The organism is Rhodomicrobium sp. (assembly GCF_047605405.1).
Classification (GTDB): Bacteria; Pseudomonadota; Alphaproteobacteria; order Rhizobiales; family Rhodomicrobiaceae; genus Rhodomicrobium; species Rhodomicrobium lacus.
The window spans coordinates 1-26,607 of sequence record NZ_JASGFR010000036.1; the positions used below are offsets into that span (position 1 = coordinate 1).

General features: G+C 58.7%; 25 protein-coding genes and 2 pseudogenes. 15 read left to right on the forward strand and 12 right to left on the reverse strand.

Features of this window, described 5'->3' with window-relative positions; translation table 11 throughout:
• The 3 genes from QM659_RS13400 to QM659_RS13410 form a co-directional block, all read right to left on the reverse strand.
• Positions 1–217 (reverse strand): hypothetical protein (locus QM659_RS13400; protein ID WP_415188785.1); only part of this gene is annotated, 217 nt, incomplete at its 3' end.
• A 17-nt stretch (positions 218–234) separates the two neighbouring features.
• The gene (locus QM659_RS13405; protein ID WP_415188786.1) at positions 235–1,026 is read right to left on the reverse strand and encodes a hypothetical protein; all 792 of its coding nucleotides are present in this window, start codon (positions 1,024–1,026) and stop codon (positions 235–237) included.
• Positions 1,027–1,108: 82 nt separating this feature from the next.
• Positions 1,109–1,705 carry a toxin-activating lysine-acyltransferase gene (locus QM659_RS13410; protein ID WP_415188787.1) on the reverse strand — a complete coding sequence of 199 codons (597 nt, stop codon included), beginning with the start codon at positions 1,703–1,705 and terminating at the stop codon, positions 1,109–1,111.
• Positions 1,706–1,950: 245 nt separating this feature from the next.
• Here QM659_RS13410 and QM659_RS13415 point away from each other — a divergent pair.
• The 3 genes and pseudogenes from QM659_RS13415 to QM659_RS13425 all read left to right on the forward strand — a co-directional run.
• Positions 1,951–2,370 (forward strand): annotated as a pseudogene (locus QM659_RS13415) (sulfotransferase domain-containing protein); the annotation flags it as partial.
• Positions 2,363–2,560: pseudogene (locus QM659_RS13420) on the forward strand (adenylyl-sulfate kinase); the annotation flags it as partial. The pseudogenes QM659_RS13415 and QM659_RS13420, both read left to right, overlap by 8 nt.
• Before the next feature lie 153 nt (positions 2,561–2,713).
• Positions 2,714–3,130: an adenylyltransferase/cytidyltransferase family protein gene (locus tag QM659_RS13425; RefSeq protein WP_415188817.1), complete on the forward strand. Its 417-nt coding sequence runs from the start codon at positions 2,714–2,716 to the stop codon at positions 3,128–3,130.
• Between the two features lie 229 nt (positions 3,131–3,359).
• On the opposite strand, the gene QM659_RS13430 is transcribed toward QM659_RS13425, so the two are convergent.
• The 4 genes from QM659_RS13430 to QM659_RS13445 form a co-directional block, all read right to left on the reverse strand.
• The gene (locus QM659_RS13430) at positions 3,360–3,587 is read right to left on the reverse strand and encodes a hypothetical protein (RefSeq protein ID WP_415188788.1); all 228 of its coding nucleotides are present in this window, start codon (positions 3,585–3,587) and stop codon (positions 3,360–3,362) included.
• Between the two features lie 84 nt (positions 3,588–3,671).
• Positions 3,672–3,998 carry a hypothetical protein gene (locus QM659_RS13435; protein WP_415188789.1) on the reverse strand — a complete coding sequence of 109 codons (327 nt, stop codon included), beginning with the start codon at positions 3,996–3,998 and terminating at the stop codon, positions 3,672–3,674.
• Between the two features lie 59 nt (positions 3,999–4,057).
• Positions 4,058–4,336 (reverse strand): hypothetical protein, encoded by a 279-nt coding sequence (locus tag QM659_RS13440; RefSeq protein WP_415188790.1) that lies wholly within the window; start codon positions 4,334–4,336, stop codon positions 4,058–4,060.
• A gap of 95 nt (positions 4,337–4,431) precedes the next feature.
• Positions 4,432–4,707 (reverse strand): amidohydrolase, encoded by a 276-nt coding sequence (locus QM659_RS13445; protein WP_415188791.1) that lies wholly within the window; start codon positions 4,705–4,707, stop codon positions 4,432–4,434.
• 203 nt (positions 4,708–4,910) lie between these two features.
• Here QM659_RS13445 and QM659_RS13450 point away from each other — a divergent pair, with 203 nt between their 5' ends.
• From QM659_RS13450 to traF, 4 genes are all read left to right on the forward strand, one after another.
• Positions 4,911–5,363, forward strand: coding sequence for a hypothetical protein (locus QM659_RS13450; RefSeq protein ID WP_415188792.1), 453 nt, complete (start codon positions 4,911–4,913; stop codon positions 5,361–5,363).
• A gap of 34 nt (positions 5,364–5,397) precedes the next feature.
• On the forward strand, positions 5,398–7,029 hold the full coding sequence (gene traI, locus QM659_RS13455) for a TraI/MobA(P) family conjugative relaxase (protein ID WP_415188793.1): 1,632 nt from the start codon (positions 5,398–5,400) through the stop codon (positions 7,027–7,029).
• A 138-nt stretch (positions 7,030–7,167) separates the two neighbouring features.
• On the forward strand, positions 7,168–9,009 hold the full coding sequence (locus tag QM659_RS13460; protein ID WP_415188818.1) for a type IV secretory system conjugative DNA transfer family protein: 1,842 nt from the start codon (positions 7,168–7,170) through the stop codon (positions 9,007–9,009).
• A complete protein-coding gene (gene traF, locus QM659_RS13465; RefSeq protein WP_415188794.1) occupies positions 8,985–9,536 on the forward strand; it encodes a conjugative transfer signal peptidase TraF in 552 nt (183 codons plus the stop codon). The genes QM659_RS13460 and traF overlap by 25 nt, the downstream gene beginning before the upstream one ends.
• A 3-nt stretch (positions 9,537–9,539) precedes the next feature.
• On the opposite strand, the gene QM659_RS13470 is transcribed toward traF, so the two are convergent.
• Positions 9,540–10,142: a hypothetical protein gene (locus QM659_RS13470; RefSeq protein ID WP_415188795.1), complete on the reverse strand. Its 603-nt coding sequence runs from the start codon at positions 10,140–10,142 to the stop codon at positions 9,540–9,542.
• Between the two features lie 125 nt (positions 10,143–10,267).
• On the opposite strand from QM659_RS13470, the gene QM659_RS13475 reads away from it, so the two are divergent.
• From QM659_RS13475 to QM659_RS13490, 4 genes are read left to right on the forward strand one after another with little or no spacing between them, the layout of a single operon-like run.
• Positions 10,268–12,082, forward strand: a complete 1,815-nt coding sequence (locus tag QM659_RS13475; RefSeq protein ID WP_415188796.1) for an AAA family ATPase — start codon at positions 10,268–10,270, stop codon at positions 12,080–12,082.
• Positions 12,075–13,565: an ATP-dependent helicase gene (locus tag QM659_RS13480; protein ID WP_415188797.1), complete on the forward strand. Its 1,491-nt coding sequence runs from the start codon at positions 12,075–12,077 to the stop codon at positions 13,563–13,565. The genes QM659_RS13475 and QM659_RS13480 overlap by 8 nt, the downstream gene beginning before the upstream one ends.
• 17 nt (positions 13,566–13,582) lie before the next feature.
• Complete coding sequence (locus QM659_RS13485; protein ID WP_415188798.1) at positions 13,583–14,221, forward strand: hypothetical protein; 639 nt, start codon at positions 13,583–13,585, stop codon at positions 14,219–14,221.
• Complete coding sequence (locus QM659_RS13490) at positions 14,208–16,937, forward strand: ATP-binding protein (RefSeq protein ID WP_415188799.1); 2,730 nt, start codon at positions 14,208–14,210, stop codon at positions 16,935–16,937. The genes QM659_RS13485 and QM659_RS13490 overlap by 14 nt, the downstream gene beginning before the upstream one ends.
• A 19-nt stretch (positions 16,938–16,956) precedes the next feature.
• Here QM659_RS13490 and QM659_RS13495 read toward each other — a convergent pair whose 3' ends face one another.
• The 3 genes from QM659_RS13495 to QM659_RS13505 all read right to left on the reverse strand — a co-directional run bounded on the left by QM659_RS13495 (position 16,957) and on the right by QM659_RS13505 (position 19,292).
• Positions 16,957–17,412 (reverse strand): hypothetical protein, encoded by a 456-nt coding sequence (locus QM659_RS13495; RefSeq protein ID WP_415188800.1) that lies wholly within the window; start codon positions 17,410–17,412, stop codon positions 16,957–16,959.
• Positions 17,413–17,421: 9 nt separating this feature from the next.
• Entirely contained in the window at positions 17,422–18,936 is a 1,515-nt protein-coding gene (locus QM659_RS13500) for a caspase family protein (protein WP_415188801.1), read from the reverse strand.
• A gap of 74 nt (positions 18,937–19,010) precedes the next feature.
• Entirely contained in the window at positions 19,011–19,292 is a 282-nt protein-coding gene (locus tag QM659_RS13505) for a hypothetical protein (protein WP_415188802.1), read from the reverse strand.
• Positions 19,293–19,608: 316 nt separating this feature from the next.
• Here QM659_RS13505 and QM659_RS13510 point away from each other — a divergent pair, with 316 nt between their 5' ends.
• Genes QM659_RS13510 through QM659_RS13520 form a run of 3 tightly spaced genes read left to right on the forward strand, consistent with a single transcriptional unit; the run spans position 19,609 to position 24,419 of the window.
• Positions 19,609–20,424 carry a DUF559 domain-containing protein gene (locus tag QM659_RS13510; RefSeq protein ID WP_415188803.1) on the forward strand — a complete coding sequence of 272 codons (816 nt, stop codon included), beginning with the start codon at positions 19,609–19,611 and terminating at the stop codon, positions 20,422–20,424.
• 14 nt (positions 20,425–20,438) lie between these two features.
• Positions 20,439–21,410 carry a hypothetical protein gene (locus tag QM659_RS13515; RefSeq protein WP_415188804.1) on the forward strand — a complete coding sequence of 324 codons (972 nt, stop codon included), beginning with the start codon at positions 20,439–20,441 and terminating at the stop codon, positions 21,408–21,410.
• A 3-nt stretch (positions 21,411–21,413) separates the two neighbouring features.
• Entirely contained in the window at positions 21,414–24,419 is a 3,006-nt protein-coding gene (locus QM659_RS13520; protein ID WP_415188805.1) for an ATP-binding protein, read from the forward strand.
• 366 nt (positions 24,420–24,785) lie between these two features.
• Here the strand turns inward: QM659_RS13520 and QM659_RS13525 are convergent, their stop codons facing one another.
• Positions 24,786–25,028 (reverse strand): helix-turn-helix transcriptional regulator, encoded by a 243-nt coding sequence (locus QM659_RS13525; RefSeq protein WP_415188806.1) that lies wholly within the window; start codon positions 25,026–25,028, stop codon positions 24,786–24,788.
• A gap of 610 nt (positions 25,029–25,638) precedes the next feature.
• Here QM659_RS13525 and trbB point away from each other — a divergent pair.
• Positions 25,639–26,604: a P-type conjugative transfer ATPase TrbB gene (trbB, locus tag QM659_RS13530; RefSeq protein WP_415188807.1), complete on the forward strand. Its 966-nt coding sequence runs from the start codon at positions 25,639–25,641 to the stop codon at positions 26,602–26,604.
• Positions 26,605–26,607 lie beyond the last annotated feature (3 nt).

Consider the following 26,607-nt stretch of genomic DNA (forward strand, 5'->3'; position numbering starts at 1 on the left):
CTAACGCAACAGCACGACCGGGGCTACTTGCCTCACCCATATCCAGCATAACGCTCGTAACGCTCTGCAATCCCAAAATACCGATCTGAGTTGCAGTGGGAACCATTTTGTATAGGTCCTCGGTAGCCTGCGAAAACATACCGCGCGAAGGAATGTCTAGAATGGACGTTTGCTGCGAACCAGTCCATCCATTGCCGACAATAATGTAATTTGTCACTCTGAGCTCCTGACTCTTTAGCGTCGTCTACCCTGCGCGCGGAATATCTTTGTTACGTTTATCGAATACACAGTAATGGCAAATAAAATAGTCATGCACAACATAATTACAGGAATTGTTTTTCCGCTAAACTGACAGTATTTATTGTATGAACAATATATAACGTACACAATGAACCCTAAAAATAAGTATGACGACATGGTAATTATAAATTCAATTGGCCAAAATCGTAAGTATGATACTTGATAAAAACTTTTTCCTCTAAATATCTCATAAAGACGCAATTTTACCCATCTAAGCAAAGCTAGTCCTACAAATACAAGTGAAATGTGCAGCAATAGTTTTTCAGTTAACTCGATACCGCCCCACTGTATACAAGGATGTTCAGTAATAGTGGCAGAGCTAATCAAAAGTTCATGCTTATCGATTAGTTCATAAAGTTTTTTAATTGGCTCTATGGCAAAAACGTATTTATGCGCATCAATATATGATTTCCAAATAAATAGTACAATCAACGAAATAGCGACAAAGATAATAGAGTGCATAGGTTGAATGCGCATCACGCGATGATCATTTTGTCTATTTATTCCAATATCAGCAGCAAAAGACAATAATATAATAACCAGTGTTATATGAATATGAATAAGCGTTGGCAGAAGCCAGCTGGCGGCAAAAAATGTCAAAGAGTATTTCTCGATTAAAAATTGAGGAGCCCGCAGTATTCGCAGAGCAAGCTCATTATATTGTTCTGCACGAAAAGACCTATGTGTATCGGGCGAGTGCATATATTTAACTTTAGTGAGTTTCAAGATGCAGCCATGGTTGCTTTATATCTTCCGAATGAATCTGCACAACATTATCGTGCTGCCTTTCAAGGTAAAACTTTATTGGTCATTTTTTTTCTGTCTCTTGTGGCGCCACCTGCACAATCTTGAATGGCATACCGCCGAAAGAATCCTTTGCAACCTTTGCAATTAGGGCCTGCATTAGTTTGGCTTCACCCACTCCATCAATGATCCAAAACATTCCGCCGCTTTTCCATTCAGAGGGGTGAAGGCGCATGGGGTAGCGCGGATCCTGCGTAAGCCGCTTGTCGACTTCCGACGAGACTCGAGCCCAAGTCACGAAGGCGACACCGACAGTATTACCATCAGGAAGTTTCGCTTCCGCGACCGCGAACTGGTTATGCAAGATCGCCGGGACCACCAGCCATTCAAGGTCCGCAATGGACATTTGCCTGTGTAATGGCGACCTACTCAGCAGCGCAACTATGTCGCCGAAAGCTGCCGAAATGGGCTTTACCTGTAAATTTACGTTGGGGTTTTTATCGCGTGCAATGGGATATCCTTCTGCCGAGCCCTTCGGTAGAAAAACCGGCATTGGATCCTGTTGCTGCTTGGAGGACATTTTAGAGCCGTCTTCAAAACACTTGAGTTCACCTAAATTAAAAAGCTCATTGGCGATTATAGTCAAGAGCTTGGAGGGCAAGCGCGATATCGTTTGGGGTGGAATTGGATAAGTGCTACCTAAGGAGGTATCCCATCTATTTCATACGGATATCGGTTCTTCTCATTTTCAGGCCACCGTTTATGCCGACATGGAAACACTTTCTTGCCACAATAGAGATACAGCTTGATACAATTATGAAATGGTTTGTCACGATAGGCGCATAAATTCGATGGAAGATTGCATACAGTAGTGATGCAATCGCGCTCACGAACGGAAAGATGTCGATGGCAAGCTCCGAAAATCCAAGCCACGAACAAAGTACGATCTGGCTCGCTTCCTATCCAAAGTCCGGTAACACCTGGGTCCGGATCTTCCTTCATAATCTGATGCGCGAGTTGCGGGAGCAAGGAGCGGGCGCTCAGAGCATCAACGCGCTTCATGAGCTGACGGCGCGCGATGCGCTGGCGGCTGGCTTCGCGCGCAGGCTCGGAAAGCCCGTGCCTGAAGCAACGCCGCGCGAGATTGCGCAAGCTCGAACAGAGGTTCAAGCGCGATCTCGCGCACGGCCGCAAAGGCCCGTCTACGTCAAGACCCATAACGCCGTCGCCACGATCGAGGGCTTCCCGACCATCAATTTCGATATCACGCTGGCGGCGGTTTACATCGTGCGCAATCCGCTCGATGTGGCGGTGTCCTATGCCCACTATTCGAGCCTGTCAGCAGCCAAGGTCATCGCCTTCATGGCGAACGCCGACGCGAATATCCCCGCTATTGAACGCCGTGCTTTTCAACGCCGACGAGGTGAGAGCGAACGTCAATCGCGATCTCGGCTTTTCGGTCGAGGATCGCATCGAGCAAGCTCGAAGAATGGGTTGGCTGTGCGATCAAGTGGTCAAGGCCGGCGGGATGGCCATCGCGGACTTTATTTGTCCGACAGCCGAAACGAGGGATGCTTTCGGACCGGCCCTTACGATTTGGCTCGATCGCATCCGGGAAGGCCGGTTTCAGGATACAAACAAGCTTTTCACCGCGCCTGAGAAATACGATATGCGCGTTACTGCGGAAGGCTCGCCACGCCATTGGGCTGAGCGTATCCTTCAAGAGCTCCGCCCCGTCTTCGACCCGAAAAAGCCCACAGCTTTATTCGTCGGGCGCTACCAGCCTTTTCACGACGGTCACCGCCGCCTTATCGAAGAAGGTATCCGCCGTGTTGGTCAGGCCTGCGTTGCGGTTCGCGATACACAGGGTACCAACGAAAAAAAACCTTTTTCCTTCTTCGATGTCAAGCAGCGCATCGAAGCCGGGCTCAGCGCTTTCGCGGGACGCTACGTTACTGTGCCTCTTCCCAATATTACCCACATTTTTTACGGTCGGGACGTCGGTTATGCCGTGGAAAGAATATATCTCGATGATGCTATTGAAGCGGTCTCAGCCACCAAAATTCGGGATGAAGCTGAAGCATAAGAATTTCGGATCTGCTCGTTCCATTCTAAGATGGTGTCAAACAGTCAGCGTAGCGTTGTGGTGCTTAAGAATCGACACTGGGTTAATTTGGGCAATTTGCTCTCAACAGGCGTTGCGGTTGCCGATGTCACCCGGCAGGAGATCCATAGCTTTAGATACCCCATAGCGCGCGTTGAGCCCTAAGAATGCACGTTGAAACGCCTAATCCTCCTTTTGGCGTTCGGGTTGGTTAGTCCACCTGGAGCCGCCGCGACTTCGAGCGTGCCATCTTCCTTTCGTGAGGCTGTTCGATCAGTTCGCACGGGATCTCTGCTTCCGGGCGCAACGGGTCACGCTGGCGGACGCGGTAGCGGTGGCCGTTATAGTCGAACTCCTGCCCGATGGCTTCCGGCAGTCTGCGGCCGAGATGCTCTTCGACGACAAACTCGGGCAGATAGACAACGCGCTCTTGTGACATGCGGGCTTTCTGTTCAGGGCCTCACTCAACTATCCGGACTTCGGCACGACCTTTGGCAGCGCCTCGGCAGCCGCGCGATCTCGGTCATCGGCCCCGGCTCTTGCCGCCCGTGAGCCCGGCGGCAGCCTTGAGCGTGTCGGCGAGCGACCGGTGCTTGCGGGGCTCGTCGCGGCCGAGATGCTCATGCAATCCCTTATCGAAGAAGTTCGACAGGAACTTCTGCGCGCCTTCGATCGAGGATGCCTTGCCGACTTCGTTGCCATCGACATAGACCCGGTGATCGGTGCCTTTGGGATTTCCGCCACGGCCGGGAAGGGCAATATCGAGCCGAAAGCGGCGGCTGCCTTCGCTGCAGGTGCCATAGAGAAAACCAGCACCATCAATGCCTCGCCAGACGAATGTCCTGCCCATGTTTCTTATCTCCCTCTCTTCAGTGCCGTTCGCCCGATGCCGTTGCCGCCTGTGCAGCGTTACCGGCGATGGCCAGGCAACTTTTGCGATCGCGGAAAACCGAGCACATGAAGCTCGGCAAGCGCCTGAGCGCCCTTCAAGTTCGGCATGCTTCCCGCCTTCTCGCCTCGAATGAAAACCTGAAAGAGCGGCCCCGCATGGGGCGGATCGCCCTCTCCTGGAACAGCGATGCTGATGGGGAGAAGCTGCTCGCCATCACGGAACACGCCCCGGAAATATCCCCCGCTATCCAGTCCTTTCCAGATGATGGAAGGCTTCGTATGGTCGGAAGCTGGCATGGGACGCCCCAGCGCATACATGATTGTTCATATACTATCATTATGGAGGCTGAGATGCCAGAACGTCGAACTCGACGATCACGCTGGCAGCCGCTCTAGCGCTTTCGCTGGGGCGGCTTCTTGCTCTCCTCGAAGACATAGCGGAAGCCTTTTTGCTCCTCGGCCCGGATGAGATCGCGCGCTCGCTTCTCGCCGACGAGTTCCTTCAGGCGCGCCAAATGGCCTTGGGCGATTTCGTAATTGCGGAAGAACGGGTCTCCGCCGCCTGGCGCCTCCGCTCTCGTGCGGGCGCGATCGCGGGCCGCGATAAAGGACCGGGCTTCTTTCAGAGCGGCTGCGGCGATAGCCGCTTTGCTGGGCTTGCGGGCCATGGTTTCTCCACAAGCAGTGTCTTTCAATGGTACAGGTACAATCGTAGCTAACCTACGACAGTGCGTGCGATAGGCGTCGTAGAAGACCTGTGCATTCAAGCTATGATAGCGTATATACGAGCAAGCTTGCGGGAGCGATCCGCGCCATCAACAGGATCGTCGTTGGAACCGGAGACGCGCCGGGTAGCCGGCCGGGAGGCGCCATGCTTGTGTTGAAGATCACCGCCTATGCCGCGATGGCAGTCGGCGCCTTTGGGGTGATCATCGTCTCTTGCACGCACCACAACGCGTTTTGCTTGAAGCGGTTTGGTGTCGAACTGCTGACGCTGCCTGCCTTTGCTGGCGTCGGCATCGCCGCCATCATATTTTGGGAGGGCGTCCTCTATTATAGCGATGCCATTGCCAAGCACGCAGACCTGTCAGACGGCCTTGCGCTGATGGGGTTGGGCGGGGTCGGTCTCCTGTTCGCTTTGGTCGTCAATATCCGGCTGACCAATGTCTTTTACGGCGTTGTGGCCACGCTCGTTCAGCTCGTGCTGGGCGCGTTTCTTGCCCCCTTCATGATCATCGGCGCGATTGGCGCGGCCTGTGAAACCCCGATACGATACGTGGAGCGGCAAGGCTGCTGGGATCGCGGCCGCAGGTTCGGTGGATAGCTCCTTCGAGCAAGCCGCAAAGGGGCGTTAAGCGATGATCGCGAAACGAATCCTGAGGCCTAAAGCCGCCTCAAATTTCGGTCGGCTCGGCGCCTACATCCTTGGCGACGGTCAAACGCCGAGCGAGACGCTCACCGCTCGCACCTTCAGCTATATTCTCGATGGACAAGAGGGCGCCGGGCGGGTTGGGACCGTCCGGGTCAGGAATTGCATGTCGGAGGCACCGGATCTTGCCATCAAGGAGATCCTTAGCGTCCAGGCGCTCAACAAGCGCAGCCGGTCAGATCGCACCTACCATCTCGTGGTGTCGTTCGAGCCCGGCGAAACACCGACGCCTGCGCAGCTTGAAGATATCGAGAACGAGCTTTGCGCGGCGATCGGGCTGGGACGCCATCAGCGCATCTCGGCACTCCATCTCGACCGGGCGCATCTCCATCTCCACATCGCCATCAACAAAATTGATTCGGAAAGCCTTCGCTGTGTCGAGCCCTATTACGACAAGCGAAAGCTGATGGCAGCCTGCGTCAGCCTCGAACTCAAACATGGGCTTGCGCAAACCAATCACGGGCTTTCCAAGCGGAAACGGCCCAAAGGGCGGCCTGCCGATCTCGAAGCCCATGCCGCCGAAAGCTCCTTCCTGTCCTTCGTGAAAGACAAGATCGAAGCGTCGCTTCTGGCGGTGCTTGGCGAAAAGGCCGAGTGGCGTGACGTTCACGTGCTCATGGCGCGCGAGGGCTTCATCCTGAAGCGCCGCGGCGCAGGCCTTGTCATCGCCGACGCCAAGAGCAGGCTTGCAGTCAAGGCGTCCATCGTGAACCGCGCCTTTTCCATGAAGGAACTCACATCGCGTCTTGGCGCCTTTCAGCCTGGCCTCGCTGGTACGGCAACCGTCAACGATGCGTATGGCCGCGCGCCGCTGCGCCCTCTCAGCACTGCAACGCTTTATGCAGACTATGTGCGCCAGCGCAAGCAGGGCTCCGAGGCGCGGCTAGAATCCCGGGAAGCCGGCGCTTTGGCTCGAACCGAAGTTAATTCGGCTTTTGCAAAACGGCGAGCCGAGGTCAGCCGCTCAGGCCTGACACGCCTGGGTAAAAAAGCGAGACGCGCGGAGCTTCGCCTGATGCGATCGCGCGCGCTTGCCGCGCTGTCCGACACCCGGCGCGAGCGCGAGGCCGCAATCGAGGAGGCGTACTTCTTCACCTGGGTGTCCTATTTGCAGGCGCGCGCAAAGGGGGGCGACCAGAAAGCGCTGCGTGCTCTTCGTGCGAGCGCCGCACCCGGTGCCAAGACCGCGGCTGCCTTCCTTACAGCCAAAGATGCCGGCGCCGCAAGAACCATAATTTTGCGGGATTTGAACCCTGTCATTGGCCGCAACGGCGAACTTGTCTATCGCCTCGCCGACGGAGGCGCGGTCACCGACGAGAAGCTGCGCATCCGCATCGACAAAGCCTCCTACCAGGCCACCATCATCGCGCTGACGCTTGGTGCGCAGCGTTTTTGCGGGCAGGCCCTGGCGGTCGAAGGAACAGGCGCCTTCAAGAGACAAGCGGTCGAGGCCGCAGCAGCGCTTTCACTTGCCATCACATTTAGCGATCCCGCCATGGAGGCGGAGCGGCAGCGGCTCATGATGAGTAAAACGCCGCGTCCTCGCCTCTCGCGCCCTTAGCGCAGGCGTTAGATAAATCGATTGTTTATAGACAATCACTCCTTTATCCTGGCTTTCGGCGAGAGCATGACACTTGAAAGCCAGCGGGAAGGCAGGCTCGCTCCAGCCGTGCGGTTTGAGGCAAGGGACGGAATGGCGATGATCGGGGTGGAGCGTCCGAAGCCTGACAAAAAAGCGCTCGCGATCGCCGTCCTGATCGGCCTTGTCGTCCTTAACAGCGCGGCGACGCAGTATGTCGCGTCAAGGTTCGCATATCATCCCGCTCTTGGCGCACCTCTTGCGGGCCATCTCTATTCGCCCTGGGAGTGGCTGATCTGGCAGCACAAGTTTGGCGGCCAGGCCCACAGCGTCTTCCGGACCGTTTCGGCTGGCATAGCGCTTGCGCTTTCTTGCGGCCTGTTCGGCCTCCTTGCGCTCAGCGGGCGCAACGCGGAGCGCCACGAAGGCATTCACGGGACCGCTCATTGGGCGAGCCAGGCTGAAATCGAGGCGACGGGGCTTTTTCCGAAAAAGGGACAGCGCGGGGAAGGCGTTTATGTTGGCGGCTGGCGCGATGAGCGCAAACGGCTTCGTTATCTGCGCCACAACGGCCCGGAGCATGTCGCCGCCATTGCACCAACGCGATCGGGCAAAGGCGTCGGCCTTGTCGTGCCGACGCTTCTCTCCTGGCCGCACAGCGTTGTCGTCAACGACCAGAAAGCCGAGCTCTGGAACCTGACGGCGGCTTGGCGGAAAAAAGAAGCCGGCAACGCCGTCATGAAGTTCGATCCGGGCGCTTCCTCGGGCAGCGTCAGCTTCAACCCGCTTGAGGAGATCAGGCTGGGCAGCCTTAACGAGGTTGGCGATGTCCAGAACCTCGTAACCATCCTCGTCGACCCGGAAGGCAAAGGCCTCGTCGATCATTGGGCAAAGACGAGCCACGCCTTCCTGACCGGCGCGGTCCTCCACGTTCTCTATAAGAAGCGCGCGGAAGGCAAGGTCGGCTCGCTCCCCGATGTGGCTGCCGCGCTGTCCGATCCAGATCAGCGCATCGAGAGCCTTTATTTCGAGATGATCGCCAACAGCTGGGGCGAGGGCGAGAACACCCATACCACCATCGCAAGCGCCGCGCGGGACATGCTAAACCGGCCCGACGACGAGCGGGGCTCGGTGCTTTCGACGGCGATGTCGTTCCTGTCGCTCTATCGCGATCCGCTCGTCGCCAGGAATGTGGCGCGGTCCGACTTCAAGGTGGGCGATCTGATGAACCACGACCGCCCCGTCACGCTCTATCTCGTGGTGCGCGCCGAAGATAAGGACCGCATGCGGCCCTTGATGCGGCTTATCATCAACCAGCTTGTCCGCGTGCTGTTGCGCCCGGAAATCACCTTCGTCGACGGCCGGCCGCAGGCGCCGCACAAGCACCGGCTGCTCCTCATGCTCGACGAATTTCCATCCTACGGCAAACTCGAAGTGTTCCAGGAGGCGCTTGCCTATATCGCAGGCTACGGCATCAAGGCGTATCTTATCATGCAGGACATGTCCCAGCTCTGGGGCGCCTATGGCAAGGACGAGAGCATCACGTCCAATTGCCATGTGCGGATCGCCTATGCGCCGAACAGGGTCGAGACCGCCGAATGGCTGTCTCGCATGGTCGGCACCGCCACCATCGTGAAGGAGGACATCACCACGAGCGGGCGGCGCTTCGGCGCGGTCTTGACGCAGGTTTCGAAGACCTATCACCAGGTCAGCCGGCCGCTTCTGACCGCCGACGAAATCATGCGGCTCAAATCGCCCTTGAAAGACAGCGGCGACCTCATTATCCAGCCCGGCGACATGCTCATCTTTGTTGCGGGCCACGCGCCGATCTTCGGCGCGCAAAGCCTTTATTTTCGCGATCCTGTTTTCCGTGAGAGGGCGAAGCTCCCCGTGCCGGCGTCCGATAGCCTTCACCGCAGCCAGGTAACGGCCTTCCAATGGGATCCCAAAACCGGAGAATAGGCCTCGCCGCCTGGATCGGGGCCGCGAGTGTTTCGGCGCTCGTAGCTGCCGCAAACCATTCGGGCTATCGCTTCAACGAAACCCCTTCAGTGCCGGTTGGAATATGGCGAGTTCTGCCGGTCAATGGCCCGCTGGAGCGCGGCCAGATCGTCAGCGTGTGTCCGCCGCCAACCGGTGTCTTCCTGGAGGCGAAAGCACGGGGCTATTTGTCTGGAGGTTCTTGTCCTGGCGGGCTCGAGCCCATGTTGAAGCCCATCGCCGCGCTCGAGGGCGATGTCGTCGAACACACAGGCGAAGGTATAAGCGTGAACGGCCGGCTTCTTCCTTCTTCCGTAGCTTTCCCAGCCGATAGCAGGGGACGGTTGCTTCCGAAGGTCTTTGCCGTTCGGCTTGTGGTAAATAAAGGCGAGATGTTCCTCGTTTCCGGACATGGCCGAAGTTTTGATAGCCGGTACTTTGGCCCCTTGCCGCTCTCGGTCATTACAGGAGTCGCGGCGCCCATATGGATCGCAAACTCGGATAAGTGAGGGTCACGCGAAAAAGTGACGCTTGGGTTCAGTGCTCTCCCGGGGGCTGCCATCGGGACAGGTCTCATACAGATAGCGGACGTCGGGGCGGCGTGAGGAAAATCTCATAATGGTTTGGAGCGCGCGTCCGCACCTGAAGGTGCTGCGGCCATCGTCGGCCCGTCGCGCTACAGCGTTTACATTAGATCTCGCGCTGTCACGCTTTAGGACTTCGTCGCTCGGACTTTTATTCGGATTACAGACCAGCCAGTTGGAGATCTCGTTGACCTTCAGCGTGGAGACATCCTCCTGATAGCCGACGCCTGACGCATTCCGCGCATAGATGGCGTTGAGGCAGCTGACATAAGCCTCGCGCGTCATCCCGGTCGGACGGAATGCGAAGTTGTGCGAAATCGCCACCTCGCTCGCGGAGGTGACGACCGCGCTCCACAGCGGTAGCAGTCTCGTGAGCTTGGTCAGGGCCCGCGCTTTGATGATTCGCCAGAGTTGGAAGTCCTCCTCGCCGCCCACAGGCTTTTCGTCTAACGCCGCGGTCTCGTCGACCAGGTCGGTTAACCCCGTCTTGAACAGGTAGCCGTGGACCGCGTCCTCGCTGAATTGGGCCAAATTGCTCTCCTGCGCCCAGTGGGCGATCACTGCCGTCTATGTGTAGAATACAGGTAAATTTGGCAACGCAGCAGGGCCGCTATGGTAATCTGAAGCCTGATCACTTGGAAACTGAGATTCGGCGCATGGATGCGAAAACGAACACGGGGGCGAACACTTTGGTCGATGTCGCAGGCGCCACGATTCTCCGTTTGAAAATCGAGCGCTATCGCGCCTTCCAAAAGTTCGATTGGTTCCCAAAGGCCGGCCTGAACGTCATCCTCGGCGGCGGCGACGCTGGCAAGACCACCATCCTCGAAGCGATCGCCCTGTTGCTCAATCCGAGCAATGCTGCCCTTGTGTCTGACAATGACTATTGGCGACGCCAGCGCAAGGACGGGTTCTTCATTGGAGCCGTGATCAGCCTGCCCCCGGACAGCAGCATCGCCACTCAGTCGCGTCCGGCGTTCCCATGGGAGTGGGATGGGCGACAGGCCTGTAAGCCGCAGGAGTCCGATGAAGGCGAACCGGCGCGTCCGGTCGGGCCGCCGGTCTATAAGATCTCCGTCAGCGGCTCCGAAGAGCTCGACCTGACCTATGCGATCCACAATCCGAACGACACCACCGACATATTCTCGCCGACGCTCCGTCGAGAGATCGGCTTGGTGCGTCTGGGCGGTGATGATCGGAACGATCGCGACCTCCGCCTTGTGCAGGGCTCGGCTCTGGATCGGCTGCTCAGCGACAAGGCTCTGCGCTCACGCCTGACCTCGACCTTCTCTGACGTCGACGTGAAGGCTGAGCTACAGACCGAAGGGCAAGAGGCGATGAAGCAGCTGAACGAGACGTTCGGCGAGCGCGCGCTGCCGCATGACCTGGGGCTTGGCCTCAGCGCAGGTCAGGGCCTGTCGATCAGCGCGCTGATCGGCCTGACCGCCGCCATAGAGGACAGCCGCCTACCGCTATCGAGTTGGGGCTCGGGGACTCGGCGTCTGGCATCCTTGGCCGTCGCCCAGGCCTGCCGGTCCGGTTGCCCTATTACCTTGGTCGACGAGGCTGAGCGTGGCCTCGAGCCCTATCGCCAACGCAAGCTCGTCAGCGAGCTGGCAGCCGGTCCATCCCAGGTTGTGATGACGACGCACAGTGCGCCGGCCCTGGTCGCCGCCGAGCCGGCGACGATCTGGTATCTCAGCCAGGGTCATGTCATCGCCGAGCTTTCCAGCCCGCGCTCGGTTCAGCTGCAGAAGCGGGATCCGGAATCTTTCCTGTCGCGGCTGACCCTGGTGGGCGAAGGGCCAACCGAGGTCGGCTTCGTCGAAGAAGTGCTTCGCCGAGAAATCGCGACGGACCTGCTCGACCTGGGGGTTCGGCTCAGCGACGGCCAGGGCAACACCTTTACGCTCGAACTGCTGGAGGAGTTCACCAAAGCCAAACTCGGCCTCGCCGCATTTGTCGACTGTGAGGGCGACAACACCACTCGCTGGGGCAATCTGAGGTCCGTGATGGGCGACCTTCTATTCCAGTGGCCCTCGGGCTGCACCGAGGCGAACGTCATCGCCCATGTTCCTGACGACAAGCTGGAGGCGTTGCTCGTTGATCCTGAGGACGTCCATACCCAACCCCGGCTCGCCACCCTGGTCGAGCGGCTTAAGGTTCTCGTACCCACGGCCGAATTCCCCAAGCACGATTTCGCCACCATCAACGCCGTCGCTGGCGATCGCCTGCGCGCCATCATCACCGCCGCTGCGAGCGGCGATCCAGACGGGGCTCCTGAGAAGGAGGCCAAGACTTGGAAGAAGCACGGCAAGCGCTGGTTCAAGAGCCTCGAAGGCGGTCGAGAGTTGGCGGACAAAGCATACGTCCTGGGCGCCATGGTCAATGTGAAGCCTCAGCTGCAGCCCTTGATCGACGCGCTCACGGCGCTGACCGCGAGGACGCCGAAGGCGACGGAAAATGGCTGACGCGGCGGTCGCCGCCGCGCTCAGGTCAGCCGCGAAGTTGGTCGTGGTCGAAGCGCCGGGCGGATGCGGGAAGACGTTCCAAGGCGCCGCCTTCGCGGCCGATGTCAGCCCGACGCTAGGCGCAGGGCGCCTTCTTATCCTGACGCACACCCATGCTGCCTGCGATGTATTCGGCGATCGCACGAAGGGCCTATCCGGGTTGGAAATCCGGACTATCGACAGCCTGATCGGCCAGATCGCCGAGGCTTATCCGGAACCGGGTTTCATCGCAGGCGCCTTGCCGGACTATGACCGCAACAGCCGCTGGACGGCGGGCCTGCTTAAGCGTCGTCCATTCATCGCCGACATGTTGGCGCGCCGCTATCCGATGGTGGTCTGCGACGAGCACCAGGACGCAAGCGCCGAACAGCACGCCGTCATCGAGTCCCTGCACGCCGCCGGCGCCAGGGTCCGAGTCTTCTTCGATCCGATGCAACGGATCTATGGCTCGGGCGCGACGGAGGCGCAGGGCCAAGCCGACGACAGCCGCTTGGCGGCCTTTCGTGCCGCGGCCGATGTCGCGGAATCGCTCGATGTTCCCCACCGCTGGACGGGCGGCGGCGAAGAGCTTGGGGGCTGGGTTCTGGAAAACCGCGCCAGCCTGGCCGCTGGTGGGAAACTGCGGCTGACGGGTAAGCTGCCACGCGGCCTCAAGGTGGTCTTCGCCGACAACACCGCGCAACGAAATCTTGGCTTCCAGCTCGACGCTCAGGACCGACGGCCGCTCGATCCTGCGTTCAAAGGAGTTCAGCCCCTGCTGATCCTGTCGCACCACAACGACACGGTTCAGGCGATCCGCGCCTTTCTAGGTCGATCCATGCCGATCTGGGAAGGGCATACCCGGTCGGCGCTGCCGGCGCTTGTGCAGAGCCTGGCCGCCTGCGATGACGCCGCTGCCGTTGCCAAGGCCGCGGTGGCCTTTGTCCAAGGGGTTTGCACAGGTTTCTCCGACAGTCAGTGGGCGACGCGCTTTCGCGACGAGGTCGCCAGCGGTTGCGCCAAGCCGGCCCGGGGAAAACCGGCGCTCATCCAGTCGTTGGCGCGCCGGATCGTGGAGCAACCCAATCACGCAGGTGTCGGCACGTTCCTGCAGGATCTGCAGCGCGCAACGAAGTTCCAAACCGAGTTCGCATCCGTTCACATCGACTATCCTAGGGAGTTCTGGGAAGCGGTGCGTCTCGGAGCAGCAACGGATCCACAAGCCGGCCTAGCGGAACAGTCGCGCCACAATGCCCATACCCGACGCTTACCGCCCCTGCGCGCCGTTAGCACGATTCACAAAGCCAAGGGTTTGGAAGCCCCTAACGTGGTGATTATGCCCTGCGACGGTACGACCTTCCGCGAAAAGGATCGCCGACTGCTCTACGTGGCGATCAGCCGAGCCAGCCGCAACCTGACGCTGGTGGTGTCGCGCTCCAACCCCAGCCCGATTATCGAGCTATGAGACAAGCATCAAAAGCGATGGAAAAGCCGATCTTGGATCGCTCTCAGATCACTCTCAGCGACCGGGACGAACCCCTGTTGCTCGCGTGGCCGACACAAGGCAACGCGGGCGGATTCATCTCATTTAAAAAAATCGCCGACTGGCGCGCCTTCGTCGAAAGTCTCGCTATCGACGCATGTATTCCAGAGGTCGTACGAGCGAAGTATGCGCGTGCGCAGACCCTGTACCTGCTGGGCTGGGTCGACTTCAGTGTCTTGAAGGCTGGTGAACTGGCTGCCCTGATCGCGCTCGAACTCGCGTTGATGGATCGCTACGGCGGCCAGATCACGAAGAGTAAGCGGAGCTTCGCAGCTCTCCTCAAGTTCATGGCGGAATCGGACGGGCTGACCGACGATCGGATTCCGATGATCGTTCGATGCGGCGGAACGGCCGTGGGCCAACTAATGGGCGCTACACATCCGACTTTGGCAGAGCGCCGAAACGCCCTTGCACACGGCGATCCGTTCGATGGACTTCCTGCCGGCGGGCTTCTTGAGCTCGTCAGAGACCTTATCAACTACGCGTACCGCCACTATCTCGCCGAAGCTGCTAGCCTCTCGTCTGTGCCGTACACCGCCACGTTCAACGATTTAGGGGCGGATCATGGAGAACTTTAACCTCGACGCGCGGCAGCTCGCTCGTATCGAGGCTGTTCATCGCGGCTTCCTCTATCAGCACCTTTACGCCGCCGCGTGCCTGTTCAAGGCGGCGGCTTCGGGTGTGACACACGTCGTTGTGGAGAACGACGAAGATGTTGAGTTGGTGCTGCCGGGTCACCGGATCTACGCCCAGATCAAGACCCGTGGATCGCGTCTGATCTTCAGCGATGTTGAGGGCGCACTTGCGCGGTTCGATCAAATCCGAGACGAGCACAGCGCAGGTCGACGTAGCGGCACATGCCAATTCGTCGTAATCGCGAACACGCCACTTGGTCCTGACCTTGCCGAACGTGCTGTGAAGGCCAACTGGCCGAGCGACGTCACGCTCGTCTATCCCGGGTCAGGGACTCCAGCGGCACCGCTACCGGAGCCTTGGCCGACGGTCGATGATACCTTCGACGCGTGTCGAATGGCAGCGGAATCGCTGCCATTCGGGATCCTCGCCCCAGAGACTCTCGTCTGGAAGATCGCCGGTCGAGTCATGGCCGCATCGGCTGGCGTCGAGTCGAACCCGGGGCACACCTTCGTCGTCGACGAGCTTCCCGCGCTCTTCGAACAGCTCGTCGTTCAGCTCCAGGACTTCCCGGCGCCGCCACTACGGTACCGGCCCCAGGACAAGGAGCCACCGCTAGTCAGCGACCAGCGCGTACGGCTCGTCGTCGGCTTTTCAGGGGCCGGCAAGACCTCCTGGGTTTCCCAGACGGCGCTCCACGCGAGCGACAGGCTGGCCTATTACGACGTTGCGGACATCTCCGGCCCTGCACTGGCAAGCGCAGTCGCGCGTGAACTTGCGGCGCGGATGTTCGGATCGCGCGGCGGCAAGCTCGGGGAGATACTCCTGCCCGGTGCGAGCGGGACAGAAATCCTCGTCGCGATCGGCCGCCATCTCGCCGAAGACGGTCTCACGGCGACCATTGTATTCGACAATGCACACCGCGTTCCCGCTACCGATCTCGTGCCACTTGTCGGCGCATCGCCGCAGCTGCGCTTCCTTCTTCTCGCACAACCAAACGCGTCGACGGCGCGCCTCGAAGCCACCCTCGGAATCTCGGCCGAGCCCCTTCGTGGATGGTCGAACGAAACTGCTGCCTCAGAGGGCGCATCTCTTGGGTGTCGCGGAGACTATGCGGACTACGAACGTCTGCTGAAGCTGACTGCTGGCCTTCCGCTCTACGTCCAAAACGCCCTTAAGATTGCGGCGGGATCGTACGAGGGTGACATCGATCGACTCTGCACCGCACTGGAAGAGCGGACACATGCCGTCGAAACGGTGCAGGAACTCATCCTGGCCGACGTCTTCGCAACCTTCAACGACAACGAGCGCCGCGCGGTGGGCGCGCTCAGCCTCAGCGATGTCCCGCTTTCACAAGCCGAAGCCACTACTATTCTCAAGCGGACCTTCGACATGGAGCCGGCCGCGGCGGCCGCAGCCTTCCGGCGTCTCCGTATGACTGGCTCGATTCAGATTTTCGGTGTCGATCGCTTCAAGGTTCACGACGCGATCCGTCCGCTCGGCCGCGCCTTCCTCGACGATTGCGGCGCTGACGCCCTGAAAGCCGTCCGAGAGGCAATTCGCGACCTGGTGATGACCGCGCTGCCGCAGGACCATGATCGTCAGCGGGTCTTCCTGCTGCTGCGGATGTTCGTGGCACTTGGGAACGTGAAGCCGCTGGTGCAGATGGCCACCGACGAACTGTTCCATGAGCTCGGCTACATGGAAGAGATTTCCGCTTTCCTGGTTGAAGCCTCTGCTTCGGAATCAATCGCTCCAGAGGATCGGTTCTGGGCCCTGGACGGGCTCGTTTTCGCGCAGTTCAAGGAAGGTGACGACGCCGATATCCGCAACAAGCTCGATCGCATGGATGCGCTTGTCCGAGATAATGACCTCGGCCTGACCGAACGCTTGGCCGTTAGAATGAAGCGGATGATCTTCGCCGCACGCAACAAGGATGTCGCGACGGTCAAGAAGACCATGGCCGAGCTAAGCCGTGTCCTGCCGCAAACCCCTCAGCACCTTCGCGTTGCGAAATATAACTATGCACACGCGCTGTTCGAACTCGGAATGATGGACGAGTGTGTCGCCGGCACGCTCGACCTCATCGTTGAATATTACGACGAGCTTGGCCTCCGGCTGGCTGACGTGATGGGGAATAATCCGGATAAGATTTGGCCGCTCCTCAAACGCCCCAAGGACCATACCGACGATCTCAAACACCTCGCCGACGCGCTCGATTTGCAATCGAAAGCCCTCAAGGCAACGGGAGGCAACCCGGGGCTAGCGCCAATCCACGCGATGAAATTCTATTCAATGGCCCACTCGCTGGATTCATTCGTCAGGGTGGGCCAGGAACTCGTCGACGACTTCATCGGACGCAACGACTACATCGGCGCGCGCGACGTCATCGAGACCAACCTCATGCCGACGATTACAGGGCTGAAGCTCGCGGGCCGCATCATCCCCGTGCGCAGCCAGTACGCTGTCGTCCTCGCGTACTGCGGGGCCTTCGATGCCGCGGATGCCGAGATAGCGCGCTTGGCGCCTTACGAGGGCGGCTTGGAACCCCGAGGGCAGTCGGAATTGCGAAATCAGCGGGCTCTGATCGCTCACTTGCGGGAGAACCCGCCGCCACCACAATGGCAGATGCCGCCTAAACTCGGCGGCCCGGCGCGGTAGCTCGCAGCAGCAAGTGCCGTTAAGACGCGATCCACCGCCGCAGATAGAACTCAGTCTCTTTGCGGCTTTTGCACTGGTACGTCTTGCGGATCATCTTCCGCAGCGTCTCCCCATTCGGGCCGTGCCGTTCCTCGCCTTCGGCGAGGTCCACCGCCGCCAGCTCTTCGTCGGTGAACCCCCCGATCGGCATGGGATTGACGGTCCAAATCTCGGCGAGACTGGCGACCGCACCATTCGAAAACGGTATGCGCTTCAGTATCCTCGGAAGCTGGCCTTCAAGCCCGTAGAGCCGTGCCGCGGCGATCTTCGTGCTAATCTGGACGTTGATCAACGGCTTTCGCTTATAGAACGTGATGTCAGCGGGCTGGCCTGAGGATGACAGCATCGTTAGGTTATGGGTCAGCATCCCCTCGCGAGACCCGAAATGCTGCTCCAGTCGTTTGATCGCCTCTTGCGTGGTGATGTCTTGCGTCATGGGCGTTCCCTACGCTCCATCGTCAGCGCTTCGACTGCGGCGCGACGGGGCGGCCAACATGGGGCTTGAACGACCAACACCGAGCTGAAACTGCTGCGCCGCATCGACAAGTTCGAGCGCGCTCTTTCGCCCGAAGGCGATCTCCAAACGACGCTTTTCTAGGTCAAATGTGAACCGGGCGCCCTCGCGGCTATAGGTGACGCGCTGGTGGCGATCATCGTCATCGACGTCGCCGCCGGACGCATCGGCAATTTCCTCCAGGCGGTCGACCAATGCGTCGAACGAGTCGTCCATACTGTCGAACTCGACCACCAACCGCTGAAACTCGTCGGAGAAGAGTTCGTCGAGCGCTTCGCGGTGCGCCGCCCAGCCTTGGCGCAGCTCCAGCCGCCGCGTGATGTAATACTCGCTTGGGTCTTCGGGGTTCTGCCCCGTCTCGACGATGTAGCGGAAGGCCGGCGCATCGAGCGTGTCGACTTCCTTCCGGATGTCCTTGCGCTTCAGGTGCAAGACGTCGCGCGCATTCTGATAGAGGGTTTGCAGTTCCTCCGCGACCGTGTCGGCAAGCAACCGATTGCACCAGCCGTCGGCCGAATCCGAGAGCCGGTCAGGCACCTTGTGATATCCGCGCGAAAAGCCGTCCAGGCTGCGAATGGCGCCCGTCTCGGTGCCTTCGAGATACTCACTGTTGTTCTTAAGCCGGATGCCCGCGAGCGCCGCATCCGCAGGCACCGCGGCCGATGGCGGCACGTAGTGGATCCGGAAGCTGTTGGACGCCGACAAGATGGCCTGCGGCGTCTGTGTCGCCCTGATCGTCATCTCATGGGTAATGTAGCGCGGCACCTCTTGGCGAAGGTAGTTCTGCAACCCTTCACCCGTCAGCCAGCGGTCGCGTGTGAGCGCGTCGGGGGCACGCCCCTCCAGCGCTTCCAGTAGGAAGTGCGTCCAGATGCCATGGCCGAGGCTGTTCGACGGGTAGGATTTCTCGCCCGGCGAGCACGATAGGAAGGTCCCGAGATACCAACCGCTATCGAGAAATTCGTCGACCTCATGAGCGTCGAGGTTTGCGATAACGTCGCGTGATTGGACGACGTCCCGAAAATGCTCCGCGCAGGCATCGACGAAGACAAGCGCCTGCTCGCACGCGCTTTGGGCCAAGGGCTCCAAGAGCGCGTCGCGCATCGACAGCGTTGTGTCTGCAATGTTGAGGCGATTGGTGTCGTAGGTGCTCAGCCGATTGCCACCAGCGCCATGGAAGCCGTGGCCAGCATAATAGAAGATGAAGAGGTCTCCGGCGGAGAGGTTGCGGATCGTCCAGGCCAGATGATCCTTGATCGCGGCCAGGCTTGCGTCGGAGTCTGTCATTACCTCGACGTCGACATCGCTTTCCGGCATGTCTTTGAAGATTTGGTGCAGGGCGTCGCTAACAGCTTGGGCGTCGGCGTGCGCGTATGCAACCGTCGGGAGCGCATCGCCGCTCTTCGGCTTGCGGTAATTTTCGAGCCCGACGATGACGGCAACCACGCGCGCGAAGCGCCCGCTCCTCGCATCTGCATCGTCAATCAGTTCAGCCGACGCCGAAACGGGTTTGCGCGCCATCACGCATCCTCCTCAAGATATTCGCGCTCGAGCCGCCGAGCCGCCGAGCGGAGCGCGTCGAGATCATGCCCCTCACGGTGCAGTGCTAGCAGCACGAACAGCAGGCGACGCGCCGTCGGCGTCATCGCCCGCTTGCGTTCCTCGCTTGCCCCTGATGCGCCCCAAGAGCGGATCGCGGCCACGGACGCGCCCATCAATCGCGCCAAGCGCGTACTTCGACCGCTCGGCTCGCCGGCATTCAATTCTTGCGCGATCGCACGCACAGCGGTGGATTGATCCATGGCTCTCTCTATAACAGCGTCACAGTCACAGAGTTCGGCGGATGCCGTCGCTTTTTCAAGGTCGCAGGAGATCCAGCCACTCACATTAACCATTATGCCGTTCTCCAGTGTCGAACGACGAGCATCTCATCCCGGCGCACCGGCTCTTTTCTTGCTCGCGTCGGCGTTCAAGAGGGCGAGCTCAGCGCTGTCGTCCGCGCGAATGAAAAGTGCCGATGCTGGCGCGCCGGCTGACTGGCGGGGCGCTTCGGTCTCCCATTGAGCGCCGACTAAGCTTCACTTGTTCCGTAGCAGCGGCGATGCTACGCCATCTGTGATGACTAACCACTCGGAAGCACCAGCCGCACTTCTCGCGACCCATGATCGTCTGCGGGCAAACGGCTTTCCCGTCATCAGCATTATTTGCACAAGAGCCGAAATTGACGCACGCGTCTGGCTTTATCAATGGGCCACCTCTCGTAGCAGAGGCATTTTCTTGACACCGGAGATTGGGCCTGAGGCGGCTCTCGCGGCTTTTCGCGTCCGGGTCCCTTCGTTGGATTCGTCGCCCGACCCTCTTCGGTCGACGCCGATTCTTCTTCTCCCAGCACATGGTCTATCCAAGACACTGCCAGCGGCCCTTTCTCTTATTGGGAAACTTCCCGCCGCCTCTGTCGCCTTGACGTGCGGCATTGATGAAATAGTCGCTCATCTTCTCGATCCTGAAGTACCGCTGGATTTTGTGAAGGCTGCTCTTCAGGGCCTTGTTCCCGTCGGAGATACCGAAGGGAAAGTTCTGGAGGAGGTCGCCAGGGGCAGAAAGCTCGGGCCGTTTCTTCGTGGGCCGTGTGAAGGTCTAGTATTCTATATGCTTGAAACAAGGCCGGACACGCGCGGCAAATTTGTCGCCAATCGGAGGGTTGGCAGCCGGTCCGGGAAGACCTATGAAGTCGATATTCTCTGTGAAGAGGCGAAACTCATTATCGAGATCGACGGTCCCGAGCACAATCAATTAAGGCGGCGTAAGATGGACGAAGGGAAGATGCGCGACCTTGAAGACTCGGGCTATCGCGTTCGCCGCTTCTCAAACCATCAGGTCATCGACGACCCTGTCGGGGTCTGGTGGCTCATCGCCGAGCAGTTGAAACAATAGATGGGCCGCACGCTATGAGTGATTTTCCAACGGCAGACACAGCGCGATTCGGTTTGATTTCTCCTGAATCGGTCGTCAAAGCCTATTTGGCCTGCCAGAAGAAAGGCGTCGCCCTTGGTGCGGTGCAAAAGGGCCTTCGGGCTTATCTGCATGCGGACGCCGTCGATAAAGCCTTGGCCCAACTTATCGAGCACGGCGAAGTCTCATCCGAAAAAACTGTGACGCTCCTCGGCGGGAAATCGGCAGCCTCGTCTATTCTCGGCCGCGACGCAGGTGCCGATTGGGATGGCATAAGAAAGAAGCGCCTCCCTCTCATTGCATTGGGCTTCAATCCAGACGATGGCGAGACACGCCGCAGGTTCAGTCCGCCGACCTCCATTAAGGCCGCCGCGATTGCGGTTGGCTTTGGCTTGCCGAGAGAGATCGCCAACGATCTAAAGGCCGTTCGGTCGGAATTCATTTGGCGTGTTCTTCGAGCAGGGCTGCCTGATATTGTCGGCAAGGGGCCCTTTCCCGTAATCGAGAAGCCAGGCAAGGTCGAGCGCGCGCTGATTTGCGGCGTGCTTCGCGTGGCCGCAAAGACCATTGTGCAGGCTACCGACGCATTGGCTGCGCGGGCTGTTGGACTTGATAAAGGCAACCTCGACGCCGTCAAGGAACGTCTTGTTGCTACCGCCGCTAATCGCGTCGCAGCGGCGAAAGAGAGTTTCGCAACGAAAGTAATTCAGGTCGCTTCGAAGCTATCAACACCTCCCTTCGAGGGACGTGTGGCGATTGCTCAGGTTTATGATCAATATGGAGAGCTTTTTCCGGACGCAGGTTCTCTTGCCTCCTTTAAGGATCGACTTATTAAGTCTGCAATAAACCGAGAAATCCAGCTCGGTCGGCTGGATTTACCAGAACGCATGTCGGACGACCTCCGCCTTCGGAGTGAAACAACTTGGAATAGAGAAGAAGTTCATTTCGTCGTTACCGAATGGAAGTAAGCTATGTCGATTAGTGATGCGTTTTTGAGTCCTTATGCGGAGTCTGTTTTTTCTGCAGTAGCTGTTTTTGGTGATGCGCGCGAGTTGGAGCAACTTGACGTTCCTGAGGGCCAAAAAGCCGCCCGCCGCGCCATCGATACGGTCGTCACCAATGCGCTGAACTGCATGCGAAGCGTTGGGTCGCGCATTGTTCTGATCAAAGGCGAAGCCGGCTCCGGCAAGAGTCACGTTCTCACCACGTCTTTCAAGCGAGCCGCCGCTATCCCGCGGGGTGAAGTGTATCCGGCCGTGCTACAATTGACGGCACCGGTAGAGAAGAGGGGATACGATGCTTGGCTCGTTGATGCGCTTTTTCGTCAGTTAAGCGCCCGACATTTTGCCGACGAACAGAATCAAAGCCCGTTGCGGCGGCTTGCGGGGCGTCTTTTAAGCCAAACTCCGGTTGCGGAGCAGGATGATTGGCAGCGCTTCATCGACGATGTTGAATGCGAGGGAGAAATTCCCCATTCCCTGAAGCTCGCAAAAAGAATTCGGAAAGAAGCCCTGGAGCTACTGACTGACGAGCCGCCGTCTGAAGCCTTCCTCGCGGTGCTGCTTCTCGCAGGATTCGGCGATCAGTCCGCAGTCAACTATCTAAGATACGGCGTTATAGACAAGCGGCTAAAAAGACTGGAACTACCGAAAATCAAGAACGATCAGGCGAGGATCATCCGAGAACTTGGCCTCGCTGCTCAGATCGTGGGCGCAAGTGTTGTGATCGGCTTCGATCAGGTCGAAAACGCCGTTCGCCTCGGCAGTGAGGACCTTTATGTCCACACACTCGTACGGGCAATCCGAATTGTGGAGGATGTCCCAAGCGTGGCCGTCGTTATTGCGTCGGTCATGGGTGAATATGACGAGATCGTGGGCGGAAAGCGCAAGGTCAGAGGGCTAGCTGCGGGAGACAGAGACCGCATTGAAGGAACTCCTCCTCTTCCAGTCGTCATTGATTTGGGTTCTTCGGAATTCCTCAAAAAGGTTGTTGCGCAACGACTTCGAGTGTTGCGCGCTCGGGCGAAGCTTCCGGAGCCGGCGAACGTTCTAGAGCCACTGCCGCAGTGGTTCATCCCAACCGTAACGGGCGCGCGAAATGTGAGGGTTGCATTGCGCGAAGTTGGGCTGCTTCGGCAGACGGCGATCGGGTTCGGACGGATGCCAACCCAACAAGAGCACGAAGGACAGAAAGAGCCGACACCGCTTCACCAAGATACCGACTTTGATAAGCTGTGGTCCGACTTCCTGGATAGCGCTCCAGCAGCAGTGAACAAGCTTCTCCAATCGACGAAGGCGGACCTGCTGCATTGGTGGGTGAAAGAAGCGAGCAAAGAGCACCTCTCAATCGGACTGGTTGAGAGCGAAGCGACTGCTCTGGCAGATGACTTCCTCACACCCGTCATCGACCTCGTTTTGGAACTCAACGGCGCTTCCGTCGAACGCAGACAAATTGCCCTTTGCGAGGCTCCGAACCGCACACACCAACTCGCCAATCAAGTTCAAAGCTTTCTTGAGCGCTCTACTGGAACGCCGATCCTCGTGCGAACCAATGGCTTTCCCAAAGGGCGACAAACCCAGGTCGCAGGAGTGCTCCACAAACTCAGAGCCCTTTCAGGTCGCGAGATCGACCTTGGCGAGACAGAGTGGCACAATCTCCAACGCGCACGCGACTTCGCCTCGCAGCAGTCCCATGGACCGGGTTTTCTGGAGTGGCGGCGCGGCCACCAGTGGCTGACCCAGTTCATCTCGCCCTTACAACCTCTTTTCGAAGCGCCCCGGATATTCAACGTGGCTGAGTCCGGGACGGCTACTGGTACGAAGTCCGGAACGGAGGAAGTCCGCACTGAGGCTCGCGCTGATAGCGAACGAGCCCCCTCAGGAAACGCATCCTGGGATCCCTTTCCGGTTTTCCTAGGAAAAGACTGGGGTGGTGAAGATGTCTTATGGGCCCCATATAGGGAAGCGCCCGATCATCTCAACAATTTCGGCTTTCTAGTCACAGGCGATGCAGGGTCTGGAAAAACGCAGACCATTAGAGTGCTAATCGATGCTGCATGCAGAAAGAGTCTATCCATTTTAATATTTGATTTCAAGGGAGACTATTGCGACCCCCAGTTTGCGAAATCTCGCAATATTGAAGTCATTGACATCCGAAAGAACGGGCTGCCATTCAATCCCTTGCAACCGCCGCCGCGCGCTGCCTCAGGGGTTCAGCCCATCGAACATGCCCACGAGGTAGCCGGCGTCTTTTCGAGGGTATTCAAACTCGGTGCCGTTCAGACAGGCAATTTGAAGGATGCCATTTCGGAAACCTATGCCGAAGTGGGTATCGCGCCTCGCGATTGGATCGATCCCAGCAGCGTTTCGTGGCCCTCCTTTGATCGCGTATTTGAGCGCCTCCGAAACGAGAGAGCTGGAGCTTCGCTTATCACGAAACTTTCCCCTCTCTGCGATCTTGGGCTTTTCCCCGCCTCAACTGGGAATAGCTCCTTCGAAGGGTTCATTAATGGGCGTGTTTGTCTTGATCTCAAGGACCTCCCAACCGACGAAATTAAGTCGGCGCTCGCAGAAATCATAATCATCCAACTACACGGCTATGCCCTGAGAGGTGACCAACCGCGGCGGCTCACACGTATGGTTGTGTTCGATGAAGCCCATCGCGTAAAGAACTCCAATAAGCTGCAGACGCTTGCTCGCGAAGGGCGCGCATTCGGCATTGGCATCGTTATCGGAACCCAATTTCCTGGAGACATCCCCGATACGATGGCTGGGAATCTAGCTACACAACTTTCTCTCATGAACAACCAGGCGGAACACCGTATAGCCGTCGTTCGTCAAGCTTTTGGCAGCACGACCAGCAGTGAGGCCAAAGCTTTGCTCGAAAAGCTGGGCAAGCTGAAACCTCTGCAAGGACTATTTGCAAATGCACACTACAACGGCGTTCTTCTCAATGTTGTCCCTCATCACGCGAGGTAAGGAACCGCCTCGGGACCTGGTCTGATCTGAAGGCCCTAGGCTTCGAGGGCGTGGCGCCAGCGGCCACGGGGCGGCCTCGCTATCATCCGGCGGCGCTTTCAGCGGCGGCCATGACCGCAAATGGCGCAGCTTCTAGCTCCGAAAGCGGCATTTTGCCTGGAGAAGGCGGGGTCCGTGCCCCTTTGGAAACCCGGGATCACCGCGAGCACAGCGGAGAACGCCAGCACGCGAGCACTTCTGCTTGTGAGGGTAGAGCAGATTATCCTTAATGCTTGAATGGGCAAGCTATCAGCCGAGCGGTGGACGTCCGGAGTCTCTGCGCTGCCGAAGTGGCTTGCTAATGCAAGCAAACATTGAGGTTAGGGTCTAAGGCTGAAAGAGCTGGAACAGCGGCTTCTTCACGGCCTGGGCGAGCTTGACCATGGTGTCGATGCAGACATTGTGCATCGCGTTTTCCAGCTCGGAAATATGGGCCTGGGCGATGCCTGTGACCGCGGCGAGCTCGCGCTGGCTCAGGCTCGCATCGATTCGTGCTCGGCGAAGGTTGCGTGCGAAGATTTCGCGCTCCGGCTGGCTGTCTGGCGCCCTCTTCTTGGCGAGGACCGGCAACGCCCGCTTCCGCTTCGGCGGTTCAGCGTGGTTTGTTTCGGAGGACAGGCTCTTAGGGGGCATTAATGGCTCGGGCGTCGCGAAGGGCGAGGAAGGGGCTTCTATCGTATGTGCACTATAGGCGTTCTTGCCTACGAGGCAAGGCCGGACCCGGAAAATGGCTTTGACAGAACAAGGCGAGAGCGCCCCGTGACGCAGATTATCAACACGCGATAGTGTTTGAACGATCTATGATGCGTCAAAGACACAGTGTGCAATGGCGTATGATCGCAAGTCGTTCATCGCCGATATGCAATAAAACGTGAGCCGTCCTTGTCATTGATAGGGCATCGTGTTTGCCGATGGTCATCGATAGCCGAATTCAGTGTAGAGACATATACCGACTATAAGCCCATATTATTAGAATAAATATTATATCGCTTGGAATCGTTACTTGAAAGATGGCGAAAGACAGAGCAATGGATTATCCAAACCCTTAGCAATAAAGACCATGAATACGAAGAGCGCGAAGATAGCATAACCACCACCGGGTTTTGCAAGTTTGTCGAACCAGAGTTGATAGTCTATAAGCGAGCACATCGTAACAAAGCCGATCCGAGCCGATGCGTTCATGGCCCCTTATCGTTCCGCGTCCGAACACGCTGTCCGCGTCGGCCAGAAGCTCGAACGCGAGCTTGGCGAACAGATTCTCAGCTGTCTTCGAGACCCGGAGGTCATCGAGATCATGCTGAACCCCGATGGTGTCCTTTGGGTCGAGCGTACTGGGCACCCCATGGCGCGCCTTGGCGAGATACCCCCGCATCAAGCCGAGGCCGCCATGGCAACCATCGCGGCGCTTCACAAGACCACCATCACGCGCGAGAACCCGATCCTTGAATGCGAGCTGCCGCTCGACGGCAGCCGCTTCGAAGGGCTGATCCCGCCCGTGGTGGCAGCCCCGAGCTTTTGCATCAGGAAACGCGCCACCCGCATCTTCACGCTCGACGATTATGTGCGCGCCGGGACCATGAGCCAGCGCCAGCGGGCCTTGATCGGGGCAGCAGCGCTCGGTCACCAGAACATCCTCATTGTTGGCGGCACTGGCTCTGGCAAGACGACGCTCGTCAACGCCGTCATCCATCTGATCGGCGCCGAACTTCCCGGCGAGCGTTTGCTGATCCTCGAGGACACGCCCGAGATCCAGTGCGCTGCGCCCAATCACGTGTTCAAGCGCACCACCGAAGCAATCGATTTGCGGCGGCTTCTCCGCTCGACCATGCGCTATCGGCCGGACCGGATTCTTGTCGGCGAAGTGAGGGGCGGCGAATGCCTCGATCTGTTGAAGGCCTGGAATACGGGTCATCCGGGCGGCGTCGCGACCGTTCACGCCAATAACGCCAAGGGCGGCCTCATCCGCCTCGAAAATCTCGTCGGCGAAGTCACCGCGGCGCCCATGCAAAAGACGATCGCTGCCGCCGTCGACCTCATCATTGTCATTGCGAAGACAGCCGCCACCAAATCCGGGCGCCAGATCCAGGAGCTGCTGCGCGTCATCGATCACGATGGCAGCGATTACGTCACCGAAGCCGAGGAGTAAGCC

What these genes read in the sequence shown, in the direction of transcription:
- QM659_RS13425 (WP_415188817.1), top strand. Translation starts at nt 2,714, where the DNA reads ATGCGCGTTACTGCGGAAGGCTCGCCACGCCATTGGGCTGAGCGTATC.
- QM659_RS13430 (WP_415188788.1), bottom strand. Translation starts at nt 3,587, where the DNA reads ATGTCACAAGAGCGCGTTGTCTATCTGCCCGAGTTTGTCGTCGAAGAG.
- QM659_RS13435 (WP_415188789.1), bottom strand. Translation starts at nt 3,998, where the DNA reads ATGGGCAGGACATTCGTCTGGCGAGGCATTGATGGTGCTGGTTTTCTC.
- QM659_RS13440 (WP_415188790.1), bottom strand. Translation starts at nt 4,336, where the DNA reads ATGCCAGCTTCCGACCATACGAAGCCTTCCATCATCTGGAAAGGACTG.
- QM659_RS13445 (WP_415188791.1), bottom strand. Translation starts at nt 4,707, where the DNA reads ATGGCCCGCAAGCCCAGCAAAGCGGCTATCGCCGCAGCCGCTCTGAAA.
- QM659_RS13450 (WP_415188792.1), top strand. Translation starts at nt 4,911, where the DNA reads ATGCTTGTGTTGAAGATCACCGCCTATGCCGCGATGGCAGTCGGCGCC.
- traI (WP_415188793.1), top strand. Translation starts at nt 5,398, where the DNA reads ATGATCGCGAAACGAATCCTGAGGCCTAAAGCCGCCTCAAATTTCGGT.
- QM659_RS13460 (WP_415188818.1), top strand. Translation starts at nt 7,168, where the DNA reads ATGATCGGGGTGGAGCGTCCGAAGCCTGACAAAAAAGCGCTCGCGATC.
- traF (WP_415188794.1), top strand. Translation starts at nt 8,985, where the DNA reads ATGGGATCCCAAAACCGGAGAATAGGCCTCGCCGCCTGGATCGGGGCC.
- QM659_RS13475 (WP_415188796.1), top strand. Translation starts at nt 10,268, where the DNA reads ATGGATGCGAAAACGAACACGGGGGCGAACACTTTGGTCGATGTCGCA.
- QM659_RS13480 (WP_415188797.1), top strand. Translation starts at nt 12,075, where the DNA reads ATGGCTGACGCGGCGGTCGCCGCCGCGCTCAGGTCAGCCGCGAAGTTG.
- QM659_RS13485 (WP_415188798.1), top strand. Translation starts at nt 13,583, where the DNA reads ATGGAAAAGCCGATCTTGGATCGCTCTCAGATCACTCTCAGCGACCGG.
- QM659_RS13490 (WP_415188799.1), top strand. Translation starts at nt 14,208, where the DNA reads ATGGAGAACTTTAACCTCGACGCGCGGCAGCTCGCTCGTATCGAGGCT.
- QM659_RS13495 (WP_415188800.1), bottom strand. Translation starts at nt 17,412, where the DNA reads ATGACGCAAGACATCACCACGCAAGAGGCGATCAAACGACTGGAGCAG.
- QM659_RS13505 (WP_415188802.1), bottom strand. Translation starts at nt 19,292, where the DNA reads ATGGATCAATCCACCGCTGTGCGTGCGATCGCGCAAGAATTGAATGCC.
- QM659_RS13510 (WP_415188803.1), top strand. Translation starts at nt 19,609, where the DNA reads ATGACTAACCACTCGGAAGCACCAGCCGCACTTCTCGCGACCCATGAT.
- QM659_RS13515 (WP_415188804.1), top strand. Translation starts at nt 20,439, where the DNA reads ATGAGTGATTTTCCAACGGCAGACACAGCGCGATTCGGTTTGATTTCT.
- QM659_RS13520 (WP_415188805.1), top strand. Translation starts at nt 21,414, where the DNA reads ATGTCGATTAGTGATGCGTTTTTGAGTCCTTATGCGGAGTCTGTTTTT.
- trbB (WP_415188807.1), top strand. Translation starts at nt 25,639, where the DNA reads ATGGCCCCTTATCGTTCCGCGTCCGAACACGCTGTCCGCGTCGGCCAG.